At 37.1% G+C, this 20,593-nt stretch carries 21 protein-coding genes; 8 read left to right on the top strand and 13 right to left on the bottom strand.

The genetic code is table 11. The annotated features are described in order from the left end of the window. Positions 1-12 precede the first annotated feature (12 nt). The 5 genes from ABR854_RS07515 to ABR854_RS07495 all read right to left on the bottom strand — a co-directional run bounded on the left by ABR854_RS07515 (position 13) and on the right by ABR854_RS07495 (position 4,089). Positions 13-627, bottom strand: coding sequence for an IMPACT family protein (locus ABR854_RS07515; RefSeq protein ID WP_350264780.1), 615 nt, complete (start codon positions 625-627; stop codon positions 13-15). 64 nt (positions 628-691) lie between these two features. Then, positions 692-1,084 (bottom strand): hypothetical protein, encoded by a 393-nt coding sequence (locus ABR854_RS07510; RefSeq protein WP_350264779.1) that lies wholly within the window; start codon positions 1,082-1,084, stop codon positions 692-694. Positions 1,085-1,108: 24 nt separating this feature from the next. Further along, the gene (locus ABR854_RS07505) at positions 1,109-1,744 is read right to left on the bottom strand and encodes an oxidoreductase (RefSeq protein WP_350264778.1); all 636 of its coding nucleotides are present in this window, start codon (positions 1,742-1,744) and stop codon (positions 1,109-1,111) included. Positions 1,745-1,761: 17 nt separating this feature from the next. After that, positions 1,762-3,048: a type IX secretion system plug protein gene (locus tag ABR854_RS07500; protein ID WP_350264777.1), complete on the bottom strand. Its 1,287-nt coding sequence runs from the start codon at positions 3,046-3,048 to the stop codon at positions 1,762-1,764. 162 nt (positions 3,049-3,210) lie between these two features. Then, positions 3,211-4,089, bottom strand: a complete 879-nt coding sequence (locus ABR854_RS07495; RefSeq protein WP_350264776.1) for a DUF2911 domain-containing protein — start codon at positions 4,087-4,089, stop codon at positions 3,211-3,213. Positions 4,090-4,155: 66 nt separating this feature from the next. Here ABR854_RS07495 and ABR854_RS07490 point away from each other — a divergent pair, with 66 nt between their 5' ends. Next, a complete protein-coding gene (locus ABR854_RS07490; protein WP_350264775.1) occupies positions 4,156-4,686 on the top strand; it encodes an NUDIX hydrolase in 531 nt (176 codons plus the stop codon). Between the two features lie 66 nt (positions 4,687-4,752). Here the strand turns inward: ABR854_RS07490 and ABR854_RS07485 are convergent, their stop codons facing one another. Both ABR854_RS07485 and mnmA read right to left on the bottom strand, forming a co-directional pair. Then, positions 4,753-6,384, bottom strand: a complete 1,632-nt coding sequence (locus ABR854_RS07485; protein WP_350264774.1) for a S8 family serine peptidase — start codon at positions 6,382-6,384, stop codon at positions 4,753-4,755. Between the two features lie 146 nt (positions 6,385-6,530). Beyond that, on the bottom strand, positions 6,531-7,667 hold the full coding sequence (mnmA, locus tag ABR854_RS07480; protein WP_350264773.1) for a tRNA 2-thiouridine(34) synthase MnmA: 1,137 nt from the start codon (positions 7,665-7,667) through the stop codon (positions 6,531-6,533). 203 nt (positions 7,668-7,870) lie between these two features. Between mnmA and trpF the strand changes: the two genes are divergently transcribed. From trpF to ABR854_RS07455, 5 genes are all read left to right on the top strand, one after another. Continuing rightward, positions 7,871-8,473: a phosphoribosylanthranilate isomerase gene (trpF, locus tag ABR854_RS07475; RefSeq protein WP_350264772.1), complete on the top strand. Its 603-nt coding sequence runs from the start codon at positions 7,871-7,873 to the stop codon at positions 8,471-8,473. 277 nt (positions 8,474-8,750) lie between these two features. Next, the gene (locus ABR854_RS07470) at positions 8,751-8,972 is read left to right on the top strand and encodes a PspC domain-containing protein (RefSeq protein WP_350264771.1); all 222 of its coding nucleotides are present in this window, start codon (positions 8,751-8,753) and stop codon (positions 8,970-8,972) included. An 84-nt stretch (positions 8,973-9,056) separates the two neighbouring features. Then, positions 9,057-9,551, top strand: a complete 495-nt coding sequence (locus ABR854_RS07465; protein ID WP_350264770.1) for a PspC domain-containing protein — start codon at positions 9,057-9,059, stop codon at positions 9,549-9,551. Positions 9,552-9,635: 84 nt separating this feature from the next. Continuing rightward, positions 9,636-10,643 carry a toast rack family protein gene (locus ABR854_RS07460; protein WP_350264769.1) on the top strand — a complete coding sequence of 336 codons (1,008 nt, stop codon included), beginning with the start codon at positions 9,636-9,638 and terminating at the stop codon, positions 10,641-10,643. A 111-nt stretch (positions 10,644-10,754) separates the two neighbouring features. Beyond that, positions 10,755-11,945, top strand: a complete 1,191-nt coding sequence (locus ABR854_RS07455; RefSeq protein WP_350264768.1) for an Lnb N-terminal periplasmic domain-containing protein — start codon at positions 10,755-10,757, stop codon at positions 11,943-11,945. 58 nt (positions 11,946-12,003) lie between these two features. Here the strand turns inward: ABR854_RS07455 and ABR854_RS07450 are convergent, their stop codons facing one another. Continuing rightward, positions 12,004-12,687 carry a hypothetical protein gene (locus tag ABR854_RS07450; RefSeq protein ID WP_350264767.1) on the bottom strand — a complete coding sequence of 228 codons (684 nt, stop codon included), beginning with the start codon at positions 12,685-12,687 and terminating at the stop codon, positions 12,004-12,006. Positions 12,688-12,732: 45 nt separating this feature from the next. Then, complete coding sequence (locus ABR854_RS07445; protein ID WP_350264766.1) at positions 12,733-14,064, bottom strand: DEAD/DEAH box helicase; 1,332 nt, start codon at positions 14,062-14,064, stop codon at positions 12,733-12,735. A 245-nt stretch (positions 14,065-14,309) separates the two neighbouring features. Between ABR854_RS07445 and ABR854_RS07440 the strand changes: the two genes are divergently transcribed. Next, entirely contained in the window at positions 14,310-15,191 is an 882-nt protein-coding gene (locus ABR854_RS07440) for a carbon-nitrogen hydrolase (RefSeq protein ID WP_350264765.1), read from the top strand. 93 nt (positions 15,192-15,284) lie between these two features. Then, positions 15,285-17,195 (top strand): ABC-F family ATP-binding cassette domain-containing protein, encoded by a 1,911-nt coding sequence (locus tag ABR854_RS07435; protein ID WP_350264764.1) that lies wholly within the window; start codon positions 15,285-15,287, stop codon positions 17,193-17,195. 35 nt (positions 17,196-17,230) lie between these two features. Here the strand turns inward: ABR854_RS07435 and ABR854_RS07430 are convergent, their stop codons facing one another. The 4 genes from ABR854_RS07430 to ABR854_RS07415 all read right to left on the bottom strand — a co-directional run. Further along, positions 17,231-17,545 (bottom strand): LytR/AlgR family response regulator transcription factor, encoded by a 315-nt coding sequence (locus ABR854_RS07430; protein ID WP_350264763.1) that lies wholly within the window; start codon positions 17,543-17,545, stop codon positions 17,231-17,233. A 75-nt stretch (positions 17,546-17,620) separates the two neighbouring features. Beyond that, positions 17,621-18,709, bottom strand: coding sequence for a M43 family zinc metalloprotease (locus ABR854_RS07425; protein WP_350264762.1), 1,089 nt, complete (start codon positions 18,707-18,709; stop codon positions 17,621-17,623). Between the two features lie 27 nt (positions 18,710-18,736). Then, on the bottom strand, positions 18,737-19,927 hold the full coding sequence (locus tag ABR854_RS07420; protein WP_350264761.1) for a hypothetical protein: 1,191 nt from the start codon (positions 19,925-19,927) through the stop codon (positions 18,737-18,739). A gap of 230 nt (positions 19,928-20,157) precedes the next feature. Beyond that, on the bottom strand, positions 20,158-20,593 hold a 436-nt coding region (locus ABR854_RS07415), incomplete at its 5' end, for an insulinase family protein (protein WP_350264760.1).

Here is a 20,593-nt window from a genome sequence, read left to right as displayed (position 1 = left end):
TTCATAAATACATTACACCGTCATCAAATACTCTACCAAAATTCCATCAATTTTTTCAAGCTTCCCAATCACTTGGTTGGTGAGTGTTTTTCTAAATTCGAGTTCCATTGTGCATTGATTATCATAGGTTTGATTTCTGATTTTCAGGCTAAATTCTTTCACAACCTTCATCACATCATTCATTTGTACAAACTCAAAACTTACATTATAAACATCATTGACAGTTTTTTCATAAATCTCAGCTACAGCCAATGCCTCGACAGTTGCTGATTTATAGGCATTTATCAAACCTGGCACGCCCAAAAGTGTTCCACCAAAATACCGTACAATTACTACTAAAATGTTGGTAATATCTTGTGAAAGTAGTGTATTCAAAATTGGTCTGCCAGCTGTTCCAGAAGGTTCACCGTCGTCATTGACTCTAAAATTATTACGGTCGAGTCCCAAACGGTAAGCGTAGCAATGATGTACCGCCTTGAAATGCTCTTTTTTGAGATTTTCGACCAATGGTTTTACCTCATTTTCGTGTTCGATAGGGTAGGCGTAAGCCAGAAATTTACTGCCTCTATCTTTAAATAAACCCTCAACAGGGACTTTGATTGTTTTATAAGTGTCTTCAAAAAGCATGAATAAGGTGGAGCGAACCGATTCATCAGACCGTTTCGATTCGCTCAAAAAAGTAAAAAATATCTTACAAAGTAATCGATTTATATCTTTTCCAATGGAAACCTCGGTCGGTTTGTTCTTCTGCTTGCCAACCTTTGTAAATCACGAGTTTGTTCTTTTCTTGCACTACATAGAAATAATCGCCCGCACCAGCCCACCAAGCACCACAGGCCGAAAGTGCAGTTTTTGGAATTTTATTTTCGCCAAAAAGACTACGGTCAGTGAGGTCGGCATTGCCAGTTACTTTATCAATTTTGGCTACTTTTTTACCAAATGTTAAGAAAATGTCAGAATAAGGTGTGCCATTTGCATCTTCGGGGTATGACTTAAAAGTAAACTTTGCCTCAACTTGTTTCGACTGTGCCGTTGCGATTTGAGCGAAGCAAATACATAAAAAAAGAAAAAATGTACGTTTCATAAAAAATAGGTTTTGTTTTAGTGATTAATATTTTTGAAGACTACCTGATTCGAAAATATCTTTATTTTTGATTCCTTTTTGTGCCAATTCGAGCATGGCTTGAGCTACTTTTTCGCCAGCAATTACCTTATAATTATCAGGAATGAGCGGAGCAAAGAAATCCATGACTACTTTTCCTATTTTCTCACCCAAACGTGGGTTTTCACGCTCGCCTGATAGCATTGATGGACGAAAAATGATGAGTGTTGGATAACGCAAATCGCTTAGTGCTTTCTCAATTTCGCCTTTTACTCGGCTATAATAAACCATAGATTTTTCGTCAGCACCCATTGACGATACAACCAAAAATTGTTTTGCACCGTTGGCGAGTCCAGCTTTGGCAAAATTGAGCGGATAAGTGAAATCAACTTTATAAAAAGCTTCTTTAGAACCAGCTTGCTTCATGGTTGTGCCGAGACAACAAAAAATATCATCGGCCATGATTTTTGAAGTGTCCAAGTTGTCAAAATCCATCACGATTTGGTCGAGTTTTGGATGAATGATAGTGAGCGGTTTTCTGACAATAACACTGACTTTTTCGTAATAATTGCTTGTTAGTAGTTTGTTGGTCAAGTGCTTGCCGATTAATCCAGATGCTCCGACTACGAGTGCTGTTTTCATGTTTTTAGTTTAATAAATCATCTTCTTTTATTAAAATCAACGGTGTGATAGCCAACGAGTTTTTCGGCACGTGCCGTTACGGGACGGTGATAAATAAAGATTTCGTAAGTATTTTGAGTTTCACCAAAGCTTCCTTCAAAATAAACCTCATCAGTGGTTTTATTCGGTTTTTGAGTTACGAAATCGTAATTATAGACTCCTTGTTTCAGGCGAACCGTGGCAGTGTAGCCACCAAAATTATTGTCATAAACCATTTCATTGGTTTTATCAAGTCGCCAATCGTTAAAACTTCCATTGACATAAACTTTCTCGTTGGCATCTTCCAATTCATGGGTTTTTAGTCCAAAAGTCATGTAAATATAATCAGAATCCACCGAACTATCAGTACCTTCTCGGTTATCAACTACATAGTTTCCATCAAAATCATTCGACTCAATATAAGTAGTTTCACTGCGATTACTCTGCGGCGAAACCCACATTTCATCTGCTACCCCTCGTTTGGTTTTTGCAATGTATTGACCGTTGTAATTGGTACTACGTGAATCAAAAAAACGAAATTCGTTGCCAGCGGGAAATACATTTTCATCATCAAAAAAACGAAATTCGAGTTTCGACATACTTTCGTTCACACTAAATGCTTTCAGATTTCTGACAGTTTTATCCCATCGAAAATTTTGGCGAATGATAATTTTCAGTTCATCACGAGGCGACATCAATCGGTATCCTCCATAATTTACCTCAAAATCAACTTGCTGATGGGTCTTATATTTTGATGGAGACTGTGCTTGTCGAACTGTACCAAAAGCTCCAACCTGTGGTTCGTAAACCATGAAACGTTTACTAAAAACGATGTCATCTTTTCTGCGACCACGCCATGCCACGAGCAGATAATTTCCCGAAAGCAAAACTTTTGGTATTTCGAGTTTATAATGATAATAAGGGACTTTCGTAGTGCGAGAAACTTGGTAATCGTTGATAATCAAGTCGTTATATTCGGGCATGTATTCTATTTCAGAAAGAACTGATTGTTTCCAATCGTAGGTGCAATGCAAGATTTTTACGTGATATTGCTCGTAATTGGCATTCAAATCATCAAATTCGAGCCAAAGATTTTTAGAATCATTTAGCGATAAAACGGGTGGATTGAGCGTTCGTGCAGCATCATTGGCATCGCCAACGAGTGGATAAAGTAGTACTGTTTTTATGTTGGATTCGTACGTGAAATCTTCAAACCGAAGGGCTTTTTCTTGGCTGAAAGCAAAAAAGTTTAATAGAAATAAGATTGAAAAAAAAGTATTTCGCATGGAATCAAATGTTTTTCAAAGCTAACGATTTTTTATTGAATTTATTGATGGATCTACTCTTCAATTGCCCAAAAACAAGTGTGGCACAACTGAAAAGTTGTGCCACAAGTTAGAAAATGCTTCGGTGGTTGCGTAGTAGATACCACCGAAGCAGTCTGTATATTAGCTTTTCTTTTTCTTAGGAGTATCTACTACCGGAGCAGCTGCAGGAATTTTAGCTTTGATTTCGCCGATACCTTTTTCGATACCATCTTTAAAGAATTGGTATGAGTTATCGCCCGCACCCAAAGATTGAGCTTTCAAGGCAAAACCGAGAGCGTCAGAAGGTTTGCCGAGTTTATCTAAGATTTGTGCTTTAATCCAGTTATTACGGAAGTTTTCACGCAGAGCCAATGATTTATCAACTAAGCCCAAAGCTTTAGTTAAATCCATTCCTTTTTGCAACATATAATCGGCTGCTTGTTGGAAAGTGTTAGAAGCTTCGTTGTTTTTTTGAGCAACTGCATTTTCGATAGCCGCAACATTATCAACACCAATTGCCAGTGAAACTTTTGTTTTTTCCCATGCAAAACTTAATGTTGCACCATCGTCTTTTACATCCGAAAAATCGAAAGTTAGGGTTTCTACCGAGGAAACATCTTGTGGACGAGCCGTTACACGTAAAACATCATCAGATGCCGAGTAATTTTGTTCAGTCACATCCAATTTTTTGCTAAAAATAATTGTCCAATTCGTTTGGTTTGGAATTGACATAATTGCGTATTTTCCTGCTTTCAAAACTTGGCCTTGAACTGTAATATCGCCTGTTGTTTCAATTTTGGTAGAACCATTCGCACCAGTACGATATACTTTATCGAAAGGAATTAATTTGCCGAAAATTTCACGACCTTTCAATGATGGACGAGAGTAATCAATTGAGATTTTTGTTACACCAACAACTTGCGAAATTGCCGCACCTGGACTTGGAGCTGGTGTGATTTGTGCAAAAATTAAAGTACTTGATAATAAGCAACTTAATGCCAATAGAGCAATTTTTTTCATTAGATATACTGATTTTGTTGATTTGATGAACTAAATTCGTACAAATCTACGTATAAAACTCCAAAAATGCACCGAAAAATACTACTTGATTTGCTCGAAAAGCATTCCCCGATTGATGAAAATGAATTGAAAATGACCAATGAAACGATTGAATTTGTGAAAACAAATGAAGATTGTTTTAAACGTGAATTACTGATTGGTCATGTAACAGGTTCAGCCTGGATTGTAAATAATACCCGAACACATGTTTTGATGATGCACCACCGAAAATTGAACCAATGGTTTCAGCCAGGTGGGCATTGTGATGGAGACCCTGATGTTTTAAATGTTGCGTTGAAAGAAGCTAACGAAGAAACTGGACTTAAAAATTTAAAAGTTGTCAATGGAGAAATCTATGATGTTGATGTGCATCAAATTCCAGAACGCAAAGGCATTCCAGCACATTTTCATTATGATGTACGCTTTTTGATTGAAGCTGATATGAACGAGCCTTTAATCGTAACAGAAGAATCAAATGATTTGGCGTGGGTTTCGCTTGAAAAAATCGCTGAACACAATGATTCTGAGTCGATTCTGCGAATGGCGAGGAAGATTTGATAAGACAGAAACCTGTGAGGTTTTCAAAGGTATAACAATTACTAAACTCACAGGTTTTATTGATGTTTATCGAATGATTTTAGTCGAATACTTGAGGTTTTCGGCAGTTACTTTCAAAATTATATTGGCAAGAGGTAACTCATTGATAGTTGGAAGGGTAATTTTACTTTCTTTACTATTCAATGTCCAAAGTGTTTTTCCTGTCAAATCAGATATCGAGTACTCAAAGTTTGTACCTGCATCATTTTTCAAAACCCAAACTTTTGTACTCGCACCATCGTTGATTGGGTTCGGGAAAACCATCACTTCTTGCCCTGATTTTTTCAATTCATTTATTAAAGATTCTAACTCAGCCAATTCAAAAGCCTTGTCAAAATTTGGTATTCCATATCCAAATCGATTGTCAGGATTAGTATATTGGCTTGCTGAACGAATCAAATATTCTCGTACTTGCATATTGGTTAACGTCGGGAAAGCTTGCCAGAAACTTGCCGCAAAACCTGCCAATAAGGGTGAAGAAAAAGATGTTCCATTAGCTGCTCCGATAGTTCCATTCGTATTTCCAACGACAGTTGCTGCCCCTTGTGCTGAAAGTTCGGGTTTTACTCGACCATCAGCCGATGGCCCGAAAGAGCTAAATGAAGCAATATTTTGAATGCTTGTAACAGCCCCAACTGCAATAATTGAATCAGCATCGGCTGGTGTGCCTATGTACTTCCAACTTCCGCTACCCTCATTTCCTGCTGAGGCAACAACCAAAATTCCTGCTTGGGCTGCCCAATCGGCCGCACGAGTGGCCAAAGCACGGTCGCCGTTCATATCAGTATATTTATAATTTTGTGCAGGATTATCAAATTCAGTATAGCCCAAAGAAGTATTGATTACGTCAACTCCCACGCTATCAGCCATTTCGGCACCAAAAAGCCAATTGGCTTCTTCTCGTTTGGTTTCTGAGCTAACATCTTCGGTTGTTAATAATAAATAACTTGCTTTGTAGGCTGTTCCAACTATTCTGCTATTTTCAAACGCCGCCATGCACGATAAAACATTAGTTCCGTGGCTATGGTCGTTGTAAACGTTTGCTTCATTATTCACAAAATCCCAAGTACCGACAACTCTTTTATCATTAAATAGATCATTGAAAAAACTTAAACGGTTGGCATTTAAAAAGCCCGAATCTAAAACACCAATCATCATTCCTTCTCCACGATAACCTTTTGTGTGCATTTTGTCAGCACCGAGCATGGCAAGTTGCGTTTGCGAAAGTCCATTATCTAAAATGCCCTCGTTTCCAAATTTATCTCTTGTTTTTGCTGCTTGGCTTTCTGCATTCTGGCGAGTATTTCTTATATCACCTTTTCCTTCTAAACCTTTTACAAACGTTAAATTTAAAATTTTTGTCAAAGTGGTCGCATCGGTCTGTATTAAGGCACCATTTATCCAACGAGATTTATATAAAACTTTTGCCCCAGTTTTGGTAATTTCAGTCAGATAACTTGGGTTAGGAGGTAGGTCACGTTCAGTAATAGCTATTTTCTGATTTTCACGGCGTTTAATTGAGCGTTCAGAAAGAAATTCTTTTGGTCGAGAAACAGAATAAGGTGAATTGGCTTTATCTTTGAAAAGTACAAAGTATTGGTTTTGTGCAAATGTTGTGAAGGAGGTGAATATGAGTAAACAAAGTATAAGACGTTTCATAAGCTAATGGTATAGTTTTCTGTATATAACGAAATAAAAACTGAAATCTTTTATTACAAAGCAAAAGGCTACTTAATTGTTTGAATGTAAGTAGCCTTTTTATTTATGAATATGAAGTTGAGTATTTTCTAAATATACTTCAAAAATCAATTTGTTGCTTGTGCTTGTTCAAAAACCGAGTTTTGGTTGAAGGATTTCATAATCCAACCTCCACCCACAACATCATCTCCCTCGTAGAAAACGGCTGCTTGACCTGGAGCAATTCCGCTGACTGGTTCATGGAAAATTACTTTCATTTTATCTCCTTCTTGGGTGATTGTGGCTGGTGAACCATCGTGTTTGTATCTGATTTTGGTATTTGTTTCTAAACTCATGCCATTCAAATCGGCATATTTTTGCATAACGAGCTTGCCCACCATCATGCCATCTTTATCCAATGATTTTTCATGACCTAATACCACTTCGTTGGTTTCTTTTCTGATTTCTGTAACAAACATCGGCGTTCCCAAAGCAATGCCCAAGCCTTTTCTTTGTCCAATTGTATAAAAAGGATAGCCTTCGTGTTTGCCTACTACTTTTCCATCTTCCAAAACAAAGTTTCCTCCTTTTACTCTTTCCTCCAAACCTTCCACTCGACGTTTCAAGAAACCTCGATAATCGTTGTCAGGTACGAAGCATATTTCGTAGGATTCTTTCTTATTTACTAAATCATAAAATTCTTTTTGAGTAGCCATTTCTCGAATTTCTGATTTTTTCAAATATCCTAACGGCAATTTTGTTCGGGCCAAACTTTCTTGCGAAACTCCCCAAAGTACATAACTTTGGTCTTTCCAAGTATCAATTCCTTTTGAAATGATGTATCTTGAGTTTTCTTGACGCACATTTGCGTAGTGTCCAGTGGCAATAAATTCACAATCAAGTTTGTCGGCACGGCGAAGCAATGAGTCCCATTTGATGTGGGTATTACACAACACGCATGGATTTGGTGTGCGTCCTTCCAAATATTCACCTGTGAAGTGGTCGATAACGTAATCGCCAAATTCTTCACGGATATCCAATATATAATGTGGAAAACCTAAATTGACGGCAATGTTTCTTGCATCATTGATGGAGTCGAGGCTACAACAGCCTGTTTCTTTTTTACTGCCTCCCGATGATGCATAATCCCATGTTTTCATGGTCATGCCAATTACTTCGTAGCCTTCTTCGTGGAGCATTACTGCTGCCAACGAACTGTCGATGCCGCCACTCATGGCGACTAAAATTCTTCCGTGTTTGCTCATTTTGTTTACTGCGTTGGTTCAAAGCCAACCGTCTATTAATTGATAATGTATAATTGATAATGCAAAATTACTCAACAGAATTTGATTATGAATAGTTCTGAGGTAATTTTGAGCCAAAGAATTAAAACTGAACTTGCGGATATTCGTAAATAGTCATTCGTAAATAGTCATTTGTAAATCGTTATTCGTAAATCGTAAAGGTAATGTCATTAAAAACACTCGTTAAAGTAAGTAATATAACCAATTTGTCAGATGCACGCTATTGTGCGGGGATGGGCGTAGAAATGATTGGTTTTGTGATGGATAAATTTTCGGCCGATTATACATCACCCGAAAAAATGAAAGAAATAAAGTCTTGGGTGGCGGGTGTGCTGGTTGTTGGCGAAACCCAAAGTGCTGATTATGAAGAGGTAAAAGCCATGGTAGAAGCGTATGAGATAGATATCTTGCAAATATCAGAAGCTGGACTTTTACCTCAAATTGCCGATTTAAGTAAACCAATTATCTTGAAACTCGAATTTGAGAGTGCGTATCTCGAAGACTATTTAGAGAGATATTCACAATTTGTTGAATTCTTTTTGGTAGATGGGGGCGATTTCTCAGATTTTGCTCGCTATACACTCAAAGAATATGCATTCAATTATCCAATAGTTTTAGATTTTGGAATTACGGCTGAAAATGTTAACGAACTTCTCGAAGAAATGCAACTCAAAGGAATTGCATTGAAAGGAAGCAACGAAATTCGACCTGGATATAAAGATTATGACGAATTGAGCGAAATTTTGGAGCTTTTAGAAGAAGATTGATGATTCCGATACTCCAAAAGATAGTTTGATAGTGCTATCTTTTGGAGTATAAATTTGCTCAAAGTACATTTCTGCTGCATTTCATCCCCCAAACTTTGCCATTCCTACATTTAGTTTTCAAAATCCTCCTCAAAAAAATCCCTTTGACATTATTTTTTTCCATTCATGTAGTTTGCATTACATAGTACCGTCTTTCGCCTATATCTTTGTTTCATCAATCACACAAACAGTGGTTGATTTAAACAGAAAAACAAAAAATATAAACAATATTAAGAAAATGGAAAAGCGACTTTTTAAAATCAAAACAAACAAAATGATTGGTGGTGTAGCAGCTGGTTTAGCTGAATATTTCAATCTTGATGTAACACTCGTACGTGTATTGTTCGTAGTAGCATTTTTTGCTCCGATTCCTGCAATTATACCTTACATAGTTCTCTGGATTGTGATGCCAACCAAAGAATCTCAAATCACAACTGTTAATTACACACCCGTAAATTAACAACCACAAGTCACTAAGGAAGTCTTCACTTTAAGTGAAGGCTTCCTTAAAAAAACTAATCTAAAATAAAATACCCTTGGGGCTATGGAAAAGAAATTATTTAGAATCAAAAACCGTCAGGCGATGCTCGGTGGAGTTTCACAAGGTTTAGCAGAATATTTTAATATAGATGTTACTCTAATTCGAGTAGTTTTTGTATTATTGTTTTTTACTCCCGTACCTGCATTTTTTGCCTATTTTATCTTGTGGGTAGTTTTACCCGTGAAATATGAGTATGGTTTTGCTGGGGTAGGAGACTCGCAAGCGTTTAATTCAACTAATGATATTAATTCTCAAACTTCAAACTTTACTCTTATGGGCAGTCACAATCAAAAAAACAATTTAGTAGGTGGTGCAGTACTTATTATCTTGGGTATTATCTTTTCGTTCAAGACATTTTTTCACATCAACTTATTCCGTTACATCGGTCAAATGTGGCCTTTGATTTTGATTGGTATTGGCGTTTGGCTTATCATTAGAGATAGAAAAGACGATAACTTTACCAATTTCACGAATAACGATAGTTCTTCAAATTTGTAAAAAAGACATATAAATCCTGTAAGATTTCAAACAACTTGCAGGATTTTTTATTTCAAATCACAATTTTTTAATCAAAACATTAATATGGAACGTAAAAGTAATATTTTCTGGGGGGCAATACTTATCGTGTTGGGCTTCTTGTTTTTGGGTACAAACCTCGATTGGTTTGAGTTAAACTGGTCATTCCGCAAAATTGCTCAATTTTGGCCAATCATGTTGATTTTGGCTGGTGTTGCTGCATTTTTTAATCATAAAAAAAGTATTTATAATGCCACTTCGGCACTCTTGATTGCTTTCGCCATTCCGCTTGGAATCTTTACGTGTGTAGATGATGGTGTACGTGAAGTAAAAGATGAAATCAGTGATGGAATTAATATCGACATTGATGATTTTGATGATGATGACGATAATTATTCTTCAAACTCAGATACCACGGTGGGCGATAGAAATAAGCAATATTTTGCGGTAGAAATGGCTCCTGAAGTAAAAGAAGCTACCTTGAAATTGGGTGGTGGAGCAGCCGAATTTGATTTAGAGGAATCGCCAAACAGACTTTTTGAAGCAACTACTTTGCTAAGTTTCAAGAATGGATATGTCTTAGAAGAAGAAACAAATGATGGGAACAAGACTATCAAGTTTGAGATGAAAGATAAAAAAGGCAAAGATTTCAATATCAATTTTGATGAAGATAAAAAGTTTGATAATGATGTTTTATTGAAATTAAGTACCGCTCCTGTTTGGAACATTGATATGGGAATTGGAGCAGGTGAATTAGATTTTGATTTTACGAATTATAAAGTCAAAAAATTAGACATCGAAACAGGGGCGGCATCAATTGATATAAAACTTGGCGATAAACAAGATAAAGTAGATGTAGATATTGAATCAGGTGTGGCAAGTGTGAAAATTAAAGTTCCTGAAAGCGTAGGTTGTGAAATTAGAATGGATGGGGCTTTAAATGCCAAAGATTTTGATAATTTCGAGAAAATCAAAAGTGGACTTTGGCAAACAAAAGGTTTCGATAAAGCCACCAAAAAAATATACTTGAATGTTGATAGCGGACTTTCTTCATTAAAAGTTGACCGCTATTGAAAGTAATGACGATTTTCGAGTGACGATTTACGAATTATTCTATTCATTCGTAAATCGTCACTCGAAAATCGTAAATTTCTTCCCTATATTTGCAGAAAACCATTATTCTGCATGAAAAAAATCTTCTTCTTAGTAGTTTTTGCTTTAATAACTTCGTTTTCTAATGCCCAAATGCTCTCGACTGATGCAACAATTAGTTTGCTGACAGTTTCGCCAGGGGCAGAGTTATATTCTACTTTTGGGCATAGTGCCATCCGTATCCGTGACCCACGACAAGGGCTTGATTTTACCTTTAATTACGGAGCTTTTGATTTTCGAACAAAAGGTTTTTACATAAAATTTTTGCGTGGAACGCTCCCATATCAAATAAGCGGCAATTACTTTGAGAATGATGTGGCTGGTTGGAGTCAGGAAAATCGTTCGGTTATCGAACAAGTATTGAATCTTTCGCAAGCCCAGAAGCAAGGCGTTTATGATTTTCTGCAAAATAATTATTTACCACAAAATCGTGAATATGCTTATAAATTCTTTTACGATAACTGTTCTACTCGTTTGCGAGATGTATTGCGTAGAGTATGTAAGGATAGTTTACAGTTGAGCAAAACGCTTCATGCCGATAGTTCGTATCGCCAATGGATTGATTTATATGCTCGTAAAAACGAAAAACTTTGGGCAGATTTTGGAATGGATTTAGCTATCGGAGAACCTTCTGACGAAATAACGGGAGCAAATGGAGCCATGTTTTTGCCCGATAATTTGATGGATGCCTTTGATGCCGCAAAAATTAATCGTGATGGGAAATGGCAACCTTTGGTACTTTCAAAACAACTCATTAACCGAGATATGTTGGCCGTTGCGGATAAAGAAAAAGAGTCAATTACGCCAAATATTTTATTTTGGACGCTATTTTTGCTCGTTTTAGGCTTTACAGCTTATCAGTTTAAAACTGAAAGCAAGAGTTTTCTTTTTGATAAAATCTTGTTTACAATAGCTGGGGTTTTTGGTTGGTTTATTTTCTTACTTTGGTTTTTTACTGACCACGGCGTAACCGAAAATAACCTAAATATTATCTGGACTTACCCACTTTTATTTCCGATTGCTTTATTACTAAAAAAAGAGAATAACAGAGCGTGGCTTTCAAAACATTTTTTAGCATATGGAATCATTTTGGTATTCTTCTTGGCCGCTTGGAAATTCTTTCCGCAAGAAATCAATTATGCTTTAATTCCAGTGGTGTTGATGCTTTGCGTACGTGCATTTTTTGTTTGGTGGCGAATCAGAAAGAAATTGAGTTCGTTTTAAGTTTGTGAGGTGAAGTTCCGACTTCGCCGTAAGGCTGTCCGAAAGACAGCCTTTTCTATTATATTTTCTTCCATCTAAAAATCTCTTTCCCTGCTTTTCCCTCAATTCCCTCTTCACTCCAAATAAATTCGTAGAAAATAATCTCATTTCCTGCAAATTTATAACCGTAAGTGGTTGATTTATTGGAATTTGCGTATAAATCTATCAAGTCAATATTGGTTTGGGTAGTTATATAATCGCACCAAACATAATAAGTAGCCAAAGAATCTACACCCGAAATTTTACCATCGTATTTAAGTTCGATGTTTCCGTTAGGCGTTGAATATTTTCCTATCCAATATTTTTTTTCTATAAAACCAGTCGTATCAACTTTCTTGAAAAAACTGTTTCCAATTTTCAAAACTCCATTATTCAAACTTGCTTCAAACTCTGGTTTTGGTTTTACTTCGTAAGCGTCAAAAAACTGAATTTTCTCGCCTTTTTTTATTACATACGACGAACCTTCATGGAAATTCCAAACGATACTGGCGGTATCGGCTTTGGCATCGAAGTTAATCATTACAGTATCGGCAAAAGGTTTTGCTTGCAACGGTGATTTGGTTCGTTCGAGTGTCTCCAAATACTTAGCATTAACCCAAATCGTATTTTCGAGTGTTTCAGGCTTGGCGGTTTCTTGCTTGGTTTCTGATTTACAAGCAATCTGTATGACAATTAAAGCAACAGGCAGTATAAAATTTTTCATAGGGCGTAATTGGGATGAAGGTTACGCTCGTAAATGTAAAAAAAATTATGCTTTTCTGCCGCCATTTCCATACCATTTCTTTTTGGGTTTACCACCGCCTTGTGCAGTGTTTCCTCCATTAGTAGGTTTTGGTGCTGTTCTGGTAGTTGAGTTTGGTTTTTGCGAAGAATTATTGGGTCTTGCACCGCCTCGGCCTTGTGGTTTTTGTACAACTGGTGGTCCAACACTATAATTCGGTTGAATGGCATAAGGATGCTCGCTAATGACAGGGATTTTCTTGCCAATTAATCGTTGAATGTCTTTTAAATAGGTCAATTCTTCATCTTCACAAAACGAAAAGGCCGTTCCGTTTGCACCTGCACGACCAGTTCTTCCAATGCGGTGAACATACGTTTCTGGAATATTCGGAATCTCGAAATTGATTACATAAGCCAAATCATCGACATCAATTCCACGAGCGGCAATATCTGTTGCTACCAAAACTCGGGTTTCCTTCGATTTAAAGTTGGTTAACGCACGTTGGCGTGCATTTTGGGCTTTATTTCCATGAATGGCTTCGGCTTTAATTCCTTTGGCCGAAAGCACTTTTACCACTTTATCTGCACCATGTTTTGTGCGTGTAAAGACCAAAGCAGTTTCTATTTTTGGGTCTTTCAGAATATCCAAAAGCAACGCATTTTTGTCTTTTTTATCGACATAATACAAAAACTGATTAATGGTATCGGCCGTTGACGAAACAGGCGTAACACTCACAGAAGATGGATTATGCAAAATAGTGGAGGCCAATTTTACGATTTCTGGAGGCATGGTTGCTGAGAAAAACAACGATTGACGTTGCTTCGGCAAAAGCGTAATCAGACGTTTTACATCATGCACAAAACCCATATCGAGCATTCGATCGGCTTCGTCTAAAACAAATATTTCGATGGCATTGAGCGAGATAAAACCTTGGGCAATCAAATCAAGCAAACGACCTGGAGTTGCCACCAAAATATCTACGCCATTGTGCAGTTCGTCGGTTTGGCGGCCTTGTTTTACACCACCAAAAATTACGGTGTGTTTCAAATCTGTATTACTGCCATACGCCGAAATACTTTCTCCAATTTGAATGGCTAACTCACGAGTTGGAGTAACGATAAGAGCCTTTATTTTTCGGCGACCTTTACGGTTTAAATCTCTATTCTGATATAGTTTTTGTATGATTGGAATAGAAAAAGCGGCGGTTTTTCCTGTACCAGTTTGGGCAACGCCCAATAAATCTTTTCCTTCTAAAACTATCGGTATGGCTTGTTGTTGGATGGGTGTTGGAGTGGTATAACCTTCGGCAGCAAGTGCGAGCTTTATTGGCTCAATTAAATTTAATGATTCAAATGACATAGATTGGTGCGAATGCACAATTAAGAATTAAGAATGTAGAATTAAGAATGATAAAGAAAGATAACACTTCGAAGCATAATTAACCTAAATTCTCATTTATTCTGTAAAAAATGAAATAATTCACAAATATAGCTATTTTTTACGCTTATCCCTAAATTGCTTTTTTGAGAAAAAAACTCAATTCTACATTCTTAATTCTACATTCTTAATTGAAAGAAAGTATCTTTGCGAAAAAACAGAGAAATATGCGTAAAGTAAATATCGGATTAGTACAGATGTCATGTTCGGCTGATGTGGCTGAAAATACCCAAAAAGCAATTAAAGGAATCAGAGAAGCTGCCGCAAAAGGAGCAAATATAGTTTGTTTACAAGAGTTGTTTACTTCACTTTATTTTTGTGATGTAGAAGACCACGCTAATTTTAATCTGGCCGAAGCCATTCCCGGCCCAACAACTGATTTATTATCAACCGTTGCCAAAGAATGTAATGTGGTAATCATTGCGTCATTGTTTGAGAAACGTGCTGCTGGACTTTACCACAACACAACCGCTGTGCTTGATGCCGATGGAAAATACTTGGGAAAATACCGCAAAATGCACATCCCCGACGACCCAGGTTATTATGAAAAATTCTATTTCACGCCTGGTGATGCTTCGGCCGATGATTTAGGTTATAAAATTTTTGAAACAAAATACGGAAAATTGGGTGTGCTTATCTGCTGGGACCAATGGTATCCAGAAGCTTCACGTATTACGGCTTTGATGGGTGCAGAAATTTTGTTTTATCCTACTGCCATTGGTTGGGACACCAACGAACCAGACCCAGCTATGAATACCGAACAATATAATGCTTGGCAGACGATTCAACGCAGTCATGCCGTAGCAAATGGTTTGCACGTAGTTTCGGTGAATAGAGTAGGGCGTGAAGCTGACCAGCAATTTTGGGGTGGAAGTTTTGTAGCAAACCCTTTCGGAAGTCTATTGTATTTGGCTTCACATGATAAAGAAGAAGTACATGTTCAAGAAATTGATTTAGATTTAACTGAAAAATATCGTACGACATGGCCGTATTTACGTGATAGAAGAGTGGATAGCTACGGCCCGATTTTGAAGAGGTTTATTGATTAAGCCGTAGCACAAGTTTTTAACTTGTGAGTTGTCGTTTGAGTACACAATTTTCTAAATTGTGTTACATTTTTTAAACATAATTAATCATACAAAGTGCTTACAATCAGTAATTTATCGTTTTATTTTGGTGGAAGGCCGATATTTGACGGAGCAAATTTGCAAATAAAACCAAAAGATAAAATTGGTCTAATTGGCTTGAACGGAATGGGGAAGTCAACGCTTTTGCGTCTGATAGTTGGAGAGTATCAACCCGATGCTGGAAGTATCTCGAAAGCAGGCGACTGCTCAATCGGATTCTTGAACCAAGATTTACTATCGTACCAAACCCAAGATTCTATTTTGCAAGTAGCGATGCAGGCTTTCGAGCGAGAAAACTATTTGCAACAAGAAATTGATAAAGTTTTGCACGAAATGGAAGTAGATTATAAAGATGAATTGGTCGATAAACTCGGCCATTTACAGGAAGAATTCGACCATTTAGGAGGCTATACGATTCAATCAAAGGCAGAGGAAATTTTAGAGGGTTTAGGATTTCGAACCGAAGAACTCCAAAAACCATTAAAGGAGTTTTCAGGAGGTTGGCGTATGCGTGTAATGCTGGCGAAATTACTTCTGCAAAAACCTGCACTACTCTTACTCGATGAGCCTACCAACCACTTAGATTTACCTTCCATTCAGTGGGTTGAAAAATATATTCAGAATTACGAAAACGCCGTAGTTGTAGTTTCGCACGATAGAGAGTTTTTAGATAATGTCTGTAATACGACCGTTGAGGTTACGGGAGCGAAATTAGTTTCATATTCGGGTAATTATTCGTTTTATGTAGAGGAAAAAGCTCTCCGCAACGAAATTCAGAAAGGAGCTTACGAAAACCAACAAGCACAGATTCGTCAAACTGAGCGTTTTATTGAACGTTTCAAAGCGAAGGCAACCAAAGCACGTCAGGTACAATCGAGAGTAAAAGCTCTAAACCGAATGGATATTATTGATGACGTAATTGATGCTACTGCCCGTGTGCATTTTAAGTTTAAATTTGGAGTGAACCCGGGTAGAAATGTGTTTTCTCTCGAAAATGTCAATAAAGCTTACGGCGAGAAGGTTATCTTAAAAAATAGTACGGCAATCATTGAGCGAGGCGATAAAATTGCGTTGATTGGTGCCAATGGTAAAGGAAAATCAACTTTGTTGAGAATCATAGCGGGTGACGAGAATGTGGAAGGCGAACGAAAATTGGGTCATAATGTGAATTTTTCGTTTTTTGCTCAGCATCAAATGGAATCTTTGCACTTAGAAGAAACGCTTTTAGAAGAATTGAAATATGCCGATGGAGGAAAATCTGAAACCGAGTTACGCTCAGTTTTAGGTTGCTTCTTGTTTAATGGTGATGATGTTTTCAAGAAAATTAAGGTACTTTCGGGGGGGGAAAAGTCTCGTGTGGCATTAGCTAAGGTATTGATTTCGGAAGCAAATTTCTTACTGCTTGATGAACCTACCAACCACTTGGATATGCAGTCAGTCAATATCTTGATTCAAGCACTCGAACAATATGAAGGTACATACGTTGTGGTTTCGCACGACCGACATTTTGTGAGCCAAGTAGCTAATAAAATTTGGTACATTGAAGATTACGAAATCAAAGAATATCCAGGAACATACGACGAGTGGGAAGAATGGTATGAAGAAAATCGGAAGTCCACATTCAGTAGTCCACAGCCCACAGTGACCGTTTCTCAACCTACGAAGAAAGTAGAAACCGTTCCAAATAAACCAGTTGTCAATGCAAATCAGATAAAGAAATTGGAAAGAGAAATTGGTGAAATTGAGTCAAAAATTACAGATTTAGAGCATCAGCTCGCTACCATTGAAGGGAAACTGGCCGACCCAAGTAATTATTCCGATAATCATGCGTTGCAAAAACTCAATGCCGATTATGAAGTAGTGAAAGTAGAACTAAAAAAAGCGAATGATTTGTGGGAAGCAAAGGTGTTGGAAATGGAAGGATAAACAAAACGGAACTTCGAGAGAAGTTCCGTTTTGTTTTAAGTTATCTGCTGTTCTTTCCAAACTTTGCCACGCCTCCGAGAGAAAACAACTTTCTTGAGATTTGAAAGAGTAAAAGTATTATCAATGGGCTTGATATAGTCAAGGTTTACAATTGCCGATTTATTAACTCGAATAAAATTTTTGAAAGGCAAAAGTCTGATTTCGAGTTTTTTAAGAGTAGTAGCAGTCATTATTTGTTTGCCACCTTTGAGCGAAATTATTGTGTAGTTAATGTCAGACTCTAAGTGTAGCATTTCTTCGGGTAATAGATATTTTCTACTACCAACATGAATTTTATTGATAGTTTCCATGGTTTTATTGTCAAAAATGCAATTTGAAAAAGGCTTACAATAGTCTCTTCAAATTGCATTTTGTTAGTAAATGTTTTAATTACAATACGGATTAACCTTTACATGTACTTGCCCACCTGCAGCAGGAGCAAAACGAGTACCCGGTTTCAGATAGATTTTTTTAGAAACCAAATTTCTTACGGCTGTCCCGGATACTGTATAATTGTCAGTTGTATTATTGCTTATGTAAAGTTCATCTCGTCCTGAATCTTGACCAACTCCCGTTGTGTACGTTAATGGTCCGTTAGTAGCGGGAGCAAACACAACATTGTCAGCTACAATTGGAATGAGTGTTGCACTGGTTATCATCATAGACCGCATTCGGCCTCCTTGCCCAGCCGTAAAGATTGTTCTACATGCCCTATCTCCATAAGTCATAATGTTTGTCGTAGGGGTATTAGTATATGCAACCCCGCACTCATCAGTTCGGCCACCAATATAAGTACAAGATGAGTTTACTTGACCATTAGGGTCAGTTGGGTCATCAGCTGCCGTATCACAAAGCAAGTCTCCATCAACACCGCAATCATAACATGAATTTGCTGAGTTTCTTGTTACGCTTTCTCTGCCAAATGCAGTCTCGAACGTATGGTACAAACCAAAACAATGTCCAGCTTCATGGCCCATTGTTGTGAGGTTTGTTGTACTTGTAACTGTGGCACCAGATAAGCTAAGGTAAGTATTTGGAATTGCATACGCTGTTCCATTTAGGCCTGGAAGGCTATTATGAATAAAAATATTCAAACAACCCGCAATCTTATACGCATTGAGGTCAGCTTCTTCGGTATCGGCATCATGATTGTTGAGGTCAGTACTATTTACTTGACGTACATCAATTAGAATAAAACAGATATTTTGTGGCTGGTATTGGTTTACCATGTTATTAAATTGCCGCATGACGTTTGCATTGGTAGCTGCAACATTTGTTCCATTATCATCGGCAAACACCGTTATATGCACTCTAACTGCATAAGGAGTTGTGACCGCCAATATTGCCTTCAAACTATCTTGCTGCTTTGTGCTAAATCTAATTGGTGGTCCCGTTACTTTAGTTCCACACTCAACTTGTGCATTGGCTGCAAATAATCCCATTACCGCCAGAAATGTTATTATTATCTTTTTCATCGATATCAATAATTTTGAGTTTTGATGTTATTTCTTTTCGTCTAAACGTTTTTTTAGCTCATCAATCTCTTTCTTTTGCTCAATAGAATAAAGAGTCAATTCTTCAATTTTCTCCATCATTTTGGTCATTAATTCGGCTACATGAGCTCCTTTTTCTTGAATTTTAGCCGCTGATGGTACCGAAGGAAGGTGCTTATTTTCTTTGATAAAAGCCTCTACTTCGCTCAATGGTTTTAATTTGTAATCATCTTGGAAAACATAATCAGCCCAGCCAGTTTCTACTATAACTTCGTTTCCTCTTATAATACCATTTACATCTAATTTGTTAGTTGGGTTTGCAGTGCCAATTCCTACGTTTCCTGTACTTCTGGTTATCGTAAGATTGTTTACAAAAGCAGTACAACCAGAGTTTATTTCGAATTTATTAGTAGAGCCATCATAGTGCATTTCAAAACCACACCTTCCTGAAGTTGTATTGACTCCTTCATCAAAGTATATTCTACCTGATTCTACACTATTGCTTGAATGTGAACTGGCATTATGGCCTATTATCATTGCTGGATTATCTCCTGTTACAACAAAATTCTGCAATGGGGTCGCCGTACCAATTCCCACACTTCCATCTCCTTTAATACGCATTTTTTCTGTAAATGCAGCACTTGTGCCATGCCCAAAAGCGATATCAGAGCTCGAAATATCACTATGGATTTGAAGTAGTGAACCCTGAATACCAAAGCCATAATGATTACCAGTATTTCCCCAAAGTGATATTTTATCGCCGACTGCATTTGGAAAGTTTAGTAAAAAGCCAGGTGATGAAGTACCAATTCCCACGTAACCATCACCAGTTAATCGCATTTTTTCACTAAATGTTGTTGTCCCATTTTTAGTGGTATAAAATCTCATATCACTACCTCTTGCGGTCGAAGTCCATGTTTCGGAAGTTATGAATCTTATTGCAGAGCTGGCTATAAAAGAGCTGCCATTATGCCCAAACCCATTCAATTGTAAAAGATTGCTGCCAGTACCAACAGCTGTTGGTGCAGCTAAGGTTCCGTCTGACCTTTGGCCTCTTAATTCAGGAATACCATTACTTGTTAAAATTAAGTCTGGTCCTGAGTTTTTATTTTCTTGATTTCCAGGAGTAATGAGCGTACTCTGAGCAAATACATTTGTAACCATTGAAACTACAATGACTGAAAGGATAATTTTTTTCATGGTATTAATTGAGATTTGATTAAAAAAACAATGATTTTAATTCTTTTCTTGACTAAAACTATATAGATATTTTACTAAACTCAAAATTTCAATGTCAAAATTTACTAAGCGGTCAAAAAATTTACTAAGCGGTTGGTTTTATGATTAAATTGTTGATATGTAGCTGTTTATAGCTATAAAAAAAGCCTCTTCTGTTATGAAGAGGCTTAAAGGATTTGAAAGAGTTTTATCTACTTCTTCTCAGGCAAAAGCACAAACTTAGCAAAGTTATCAGCACAAAACTGATTTGCAGCTTTCTTTACACTTTCGATACTGATTTTATCAATTAACTGACTTTGATAGCGGTTGATATAATTCAAATCTTCGCCATCAGTATATTGTTCAAGTAAATAAGAATTCCAGAAACCATTTTCTTTTACTTGTAATTCAACCTCTCGTTTTTCTTCGGCAACCACTTTTTCTACGTCAACTTTTTCAGGGCCATTTGTTTTGATTTTTGCAATTTCATCAAGTGTGATTTTGACCAATTTTTCAGCATTTGCAGGTGAGCAGCCAAACGAAATCGTAAGATTGTAAGTTGATTTTGGTAACTTTTGGTACGATGAGCGGATACTTGGCGTATATACTCCACCAGCTTCTTCACGGAGTTTTTCTGTTAATTTAATA

The organism is Emticicia sp. W12TSBA100-4 (assembly GCF_040253585.1).
GTDB lineage: Bacteria > Bacteroidota > Bacteroidia > Cytophagales > Spirosomataceae > Emticicia.
This window is presented reverse-complemented; position numbering and strand designations above follow the sequence as displayed.